Source organism: Dehalococcoidia bacterium, assembly GCA_035574915.1.
Classification (GTDB): domain Bacteria; phylum Chloroflexota; class Dehalococcoidia; order DSTF01; family WHTK01; genus DATLYJ01.
The window spans coordinates 1-5,917 of sequence record DATLYJ010000115.1 but is presented as its reverse complement, the minus strand read 5'-3'; the positions used below and the strand labels follow the sequence as shown (position 1 = coordinate 5,917).

At 68.2% G+C, this 5,917-nt stretch carries 5 protein-coding genes; all 5 read left to right on the top strand.

The window, feature by feature from the left end; all coding sequences use genetic code 11:
• A partial coding sequence (locus VNN10_10915) for a YHS domain-containing protein (protein ID HXH22533.1) occupies positions 1-489 on the top strand: 489 nt, incomplete at its 5' end.
• A 1-nt stretch (position 490) separates the two neighbouring features.
• Positions 491-787, top strand: a complete 297-nt coding sequence (locus tag VNN10_10910; GenBank protein ID HXH22532.1) for a metal-sensitive transcriptional regulator — start codon at positions 491-493, stop codon at positions 785-787.
• Positions 788-848: 61 nt separating this feature from the next.
• Positions 849-3,437: a heavy metal translocating P-type ATPase gene (locus tag VNN10_10905; protein HXH22531.1), complete on the top strand. Its 2,589-nt coding sequence runs from the start codon at positions 849-851 to the stop codon at positions 3,435-3,437.
• Between the two features lie 72 nt (positions 3,438-3,509).
• Positions 3,510-4,676, top strand: a complete 1,167-nt coding sequence (locus tag VNN10_10900; GenBank protein ID HXH22530.1) for a site-2 protease family protein — start codon at positions 3,510-3,512, stop codon at positions 4,674-4,676.
• A 4-nt stretch (positions 4,677-4,680) separates the two neighbouring features.
• On the top strand, positions 4,681-5,917 hold a 1,237-nt coding region (locus VNN10_10895; protein HXH22529.1), incomplete at its 3' end, for a MurT ligase domain-containing protein.

Below are 5,917 nucleotides of genomic sequence, written 5' to 3'. Positions count from 1 at the left end.
TACACGACGCGAATGGGCTCGGGCCCAAGGCGGGCGCACGTCAACTACCAGTGTCCCTGCGGCTGCATCGGCGGCGTCATCTACAGCGCCGACAAGCCGCTCTCGAAGGCCGGCGCCTGCTGCTGCGGGCGCAAGCTCTGGGTCGGCCAGCAGGCCGAAGAGCGCATCCGGCCCTACCTCGAGGCCGGCATCGACTACGAGTGGGACATCGGTAGCGTGACCCTGCCCTGGGGCGAGGTAGCCGAGACCGCCATGGCCTGGCCGAAGGGTTCCGAGACCGCCCACCTGCCTGGACCACAGGAGGGCGGCCAGCGGGTGCGCGACGTGGTCTGCGGCATGACGATCGACCCCGCGAGGGCCGCCGCGACGAGCCTCTACCGGAACGAGACCTTCTACTTCTGCGCCCCGGCCTGCAAGCAGCGATTCGACGCCGAGCCGGCGAAGTTCGCGCCCGCGCGCGGCCTGCTGGACCGGCTGAGGAGGCGATGAGATGACACTGGAGAGCGTCGACCGGAAGCCCGTAGACACATCTTCGAAGCAGGAGGTGCTCAAGCGCCTCAGCTACATCGAGGGCCACCTCAACGGCATCAGGCGCATGATCGAGGAAGACAAGTACTGCGTCGACGTCCTCAAGCAGACCTTCGCCGTCCGGCGCGCTATCGAAAAGATGGAGGCGATGATCCTCGAAGGCCACCTGCACGGCTGCGTCGTGCACGGCATCAAGGACGGCCGCGAAAACGAGGTGATAAGCGAGCTGCTGGAGCTGTACCAGCTCGCAACCCGCTAGCAGGGCAAGCCCGGCGTCCCGAGGGCATTTGGGGAGGCGTGGCGCTCGCCCGGGAGGCTCCATGGCAACCGAAACTGAGAACAAGACCCGGATACTGACCATCGGCGTTGGCGGCATGACCTGCGCCTCTTGCGTTGCGCGCGTCGAGCGCGCCCTGAAGAAGGTCCCGGGCGTCGCCGAGGCGACCGTGAATCTCGCTTCCGAGAAGGCGACGGTCGCCTTCGAGCCGGACGTCCCAGTCGACGCGCTGCTCGCCGCAATCGAAGGCGCCGGCTACGAGCCGCGCCGCGAGGGCGTGGTCTTCGAGGTGCGCGGCATGACATCGCCGGCGGACGCGAAGGCCATCGAGTTGCTCCTGCGCGAACAGACGGGCGTGACCGGCGCAAGCGTCAACTTTTCGACCGCCCGCGCCGCCGTCTCCTTCCTCCCCGGCGCCATCGACATCCGCGACCTCAAGGCTGCAGCCGCGGCCGCGGGCTACGAGCTGCGGGAGCAGACCGACGAAATCGAGGACCGGCAGGCGGCAGAACAGGCGCGCCACCAGGCAGAGCTGCGCCGCAAGTGGATACTCTCCGGCGTCTCGGGCGCACTGCTCATGGCCGCCGGCTCAGAGTGGGGCATGGAATTCCTGCGGGACTACTTCACGGTCCAGGAAGTCCTCTACGGCTTCTTCCTGCTCGCCTTGCCGGTTCAGGTCTGGGCTGGCTGGCAGTTCTACGAACTGACTTGGCGGAACCTGAAGCACCGCACGACCGACATGAACACCCTGATCGCCCTGGGCACTAGCGCGGCCTTCGTGTATAGCGCGATCGTCACCTTCTGGCCGTCGCTCTTCGCGAGCGCGCACCGGGCACACGACCACGTCCTGGGCGACAGGCCGCCGGTCTATTACGAGGCGGCTGTCATCATCATCGCCCTGATCCTCTTCGGCCGCTGGCTGGAGGCGAAGGCGAAGAGCAGCACCGCCGGCGCCATCAAGCGCCTCCTGGGCCTGCGCGCCCGCACTGCGCGCGTTGTCCGCGAGGGCCGGGAGATCGACGTGCCGGTCGACGAGGTCGAGGTCGGCGATATCGTCGTCGTCCGGCCCGGCGAGAAGGTGCCCGTCGATGGTGTCGTCATCGAGGGCAGGTCGTCGGTGGACGAGTCGATGCTTACGGGAGAGAGCATCCCGGTCGAGAAACGCCAGGGGGACCGCGTCTTCGGCGCGACGATCAACAAGCTCGGCGTCTTCCGCATGGAGGCGACTCGCGTCGGCAAGCAGACGGCCCTGGCGCAGATCATCCGTCTGGTCGAAGAGGCCCAGGGCTCGAAGGCACCGGTGCAGCGCCTTGCGGACGCGGTGGCGTCGGTTTTCGTGCCGGCGGTGCTGGTGATCGCCGCCCTCACGTTCTTGCTCTGGTCCCTCGTGGGGCCGGAGGGAGCCGTCATCTATGCGACCCTGAATGCCGTGGCGGTGCTCATCATCGCCTGCCCTTGCGCCCTCGGGCTGGCTACGCCTACGGCGATCATGGTCGGGACAGGCAAGGGGGCCGAGAGCGGGGTCTTGATCCGAAGCGGCGCCGCGCTGGAAATGGCCCACAGGATCCAGACCGTGGTCCTCGACAAGACCGGCACCATCACGGAAGGCTCGCCCCGGGTCACCGACATTGTCGTCGCGGATGGCTGGACGGAGGCCGAGGCGCTGCGCCTCGCCGCGGCCGTCGAGCGCGGCTCGGAGCACCCGCTCGCCGAGGCGATCATGAACGCCTCGCGCGAGCGCAGCATCGAGGTGCCGGACGCCGAGGACTTCGAGGCCCTGTCCGGCCGGGGCATTCGCGCCGCCGTCGAGGGCGTGCAGGTGCTCTTCGGCAACCTGCGCCTCATGCAGGAGATGGGAATCCAGGTGCCTGCCACTCTAGCCGCGCGGGGTGAAGACCTGACGCGCGCCGCGCGGACGACCATGTACCTGGCGGTCGGGGGCGAGGTAGCGGCCGTGATCGCTGTCGCCGATACGGTGAAGCACGGAGCCGCCGAAGCAGTGGCAGCACTGCATGCGCTCGGCATACGTGTCGTCCTCCTTACGGGCGACAACCGGGCCACGGCCGAGGCGGTGGCCCGGCAGGTGGGCATCGACGAGGTCATCGCCGAGGTGCTGCCTGACCAGAAGGTCGAGAAGGTGCGCGAGTTGCAGGCCGGGGGGCGTATCGTGGCGATGGTCGGCGACGGCATAAACGACGCCCCGGCGCTGGCGCAGGCCGATGTCGGCATAGCTATCGGAACCGGCGCGGACGTCGCGATGGAGGCCTCCGACATAACCCTGATGCGCGGCGACCCGCGCGGCATCTCGACCGCCATCGCGTTGAGCAAGGCGACGATGCGGACCATACGCCAGAACCTGTTCTGGGCGTTCTTCTACAACGTCGCCCTCATTCCCGTGGCCGCGGGGATCCTGTACCCGCTGTTCAGCGATGGAGGCGTACCCGAAGGCCTGGGGTGGATCTTTGGCGAGTACGGCTTCCTGAACCCGATGCTCGCCGGCGCCGCGATGGCGTTCAGCAGCGTCTCCGTGATGCTGAACTCGCTCCGCCTGCGCGGCTTCCGCCCGCCCGAGCCGCGCCTTGCGCCATCTGTAACTCAGGCAACACGACAGTCCACCGGGCTGGCAACGTAATATGTGAGGCAGGAGCTCGACCGGCCGGCGTCCTGAACCGCTCTAGCGCGCGGAGAATGACTGGCGGAGAACTTGAACGGCAACATACCTCTCTTGCGGGTCCTTGGCATCCCGATCCAGGTCAACGTTTCCTGGTTTATAACCCTGGCGTTCGTGACGAGCATCCTGGCGCTCCAGATCTACCCCGAGATCATTCCGGAGGGCTCCCGTTACAGGGACGACAAGGCGGTCCACTGGGCCATGGCCCTCGCCAGCGGTGTCGTCTTCTTCGCCTCCATCCTGGTGCACGAGCTAGCCCACAGTGTGGTCGCGCGGAAGCAGGGCATTCCCGTCCGTGGTATCACGCTGTTCATTTTCGGCGGTGTGGCCCAAATCACCTCCGAGGCAAAGCGGCCCCTGCACGAGTTTCTGATGGCGATTGTCGGCCCGCTCACGAGCATCGCCCTCGGCGGGCTGTTCTTCGTCGCCTGGTGGCTCCTCGGCTCTGCCGAGGACCGTCCCGTCCCGCTGGTCCTGGAGTGGCTCTTCTTCATGAACGTGATCGTCGGCATCTTCAACCTGGCGCCGGGCTTCCCGATGGACGGCGGCCGGGTGGTGCGCTCCCTGCTCTGGGGTATCAGCGGTAACTTCTACGGCGCGACGCGCTGGGCTACGCTCCTCGGCCGAGGTCTGGGTTACGGGCTGATGGCGCTGGGTACGGTGGCCCTGCTGCGGGCGTTCGACTTCATGGACCCCTGGAGCGGCGTCTGGTTCCTCGTGCTGGGCATCTTCCTCGAGGGCTCGGCCCGCCAGAGTTGGGTGCAGGCCCAGGCGCTCGACACGCTGGCCCGCTACCGCGCCGAGGACCTCATGACCCGCGACCTGGAGACCGTAGACCGGCGCGCCAGCCTCGCGATGCTCCGGGACAGGGGCGGACGCCGCCGCCGCTTCATGCTCTTCGTGGCCAATGAGGACGACCAGGTGCTGGGCGTGGTCACGGAAAAGGAACTACACGCCATCCCTCCCGAACGGCGCGGCCTCTCGACCGCCGAGGAGACGATGGTGCGGGCCGAACTGGCCCCTACCGCCTCGCCGTCCGACGACGCCGCGAAGCTCCTGCAGAGAATGGAGGCCGAGGAGGTCTGGCACCTGCCCGTCGTCCTCGAGGACCGCGTCGTCGGCGTCGTAAGCAAGGAATCGCTGCTGCGGATCATTGCCAGCCGCGTGGTCAACCGCCCCCGCTTCGCGGGCCAGCCCTGACGCCATGCCATCACCACGTACGCTCGCCGCCGTCTGGTCGGCGAAAGCCGCCGCGACCGCTAGCCGCGTCCTGGCCAAAGGCGGCGGCACTGCCATCGGCGGGCTAGTAGGCCTGGCGCTGCAGCCCCACCTCGTGGCCGAACTGGCCCGCGGCCTCGGCAGGGGCTCGGTGGTCATCACCGGCACGAACGGCAAGACCACGACCTCCCACCTGATCGCTGACGTCGCCCGGGCGGCCGGCCTCCGGCCGCTCGCCAACGCTAGCGGATCGAACCTCATGCGCGGCCTGGCCGGCACGCTCGCCTCAGCCGCAGGACCTGGCGGCGGGCTGGCCGACGACAAGCGCACGATCGGCGTCTTCGAGGTCGACGAAGCCGCGCTGCCGCAGGCAATCGAGGCCCTCCGGCCACGCGTGGCCGTCTTCACCAATCTCTTCCGAGACCAGCTCGACCGCTACGGCGAGGTCGAGGCTGTCGCGGCGCGCTGGCGAGAGGCGCTCGCCGCGACTGCGCACACGATGACCCTGGTGCTTAACGCGGACGACCCTACCGTGGCGTCCCTCGCCGAGTCATCGCGCCATCGTGCTGTCTATTTCGGCGTGAACGACAAGGCCCTCGACCGCGGCTGCCTGGAGCACGCCGCCGACGCCATCACCTGCACCTGCGGCGGCGACTACGAGTACGGCATCGCTTTTTACAGTCACCTCGGCCATTGGCGCTGTCCGGAATGCGGCCGGATGCGGCCTTCCACCCAGATCACGGCGCGCGAAGTAGACCTGCGCGACGGCCGCAGCCTGGCGTTCACCCTGGGCGCCGCGGAACGGGGGGTGAAGGTCGAGATGGCCGTAGGCGGGCTGTACAACGTGTACAACGCGCTTGCAGCAACTGCGGCGGCACTGGCGCTGGGCCTGCCCGAAGAGGCGCTATTGGCGACATTGCCCCGGTTCCGCGCCGCTTTCGGCCGCCAGGAGGCCTTCGAGATCGAGGGCCGGCGCGTGGAGGTGATGCTCGGAAAGAACCCGGCGGGCCTGAATCAGGTGCTCCATACCCTGACCCTGGACCCCTCGCGCCGCACCGTCCTCTTCGTCCTCAATGACCGCATCGCGGACGGGCGGGACATCTCCTGGATCTGGGACGCCGACTTCGAGGCGGCGGCGGGCAGGTTTGACGTTGTAGTCTGCTCCGGCACGCGCGCCGAGGAGATGGCGCTGCGACTGAAGTACGCCGAGTGGGACGAGGCGC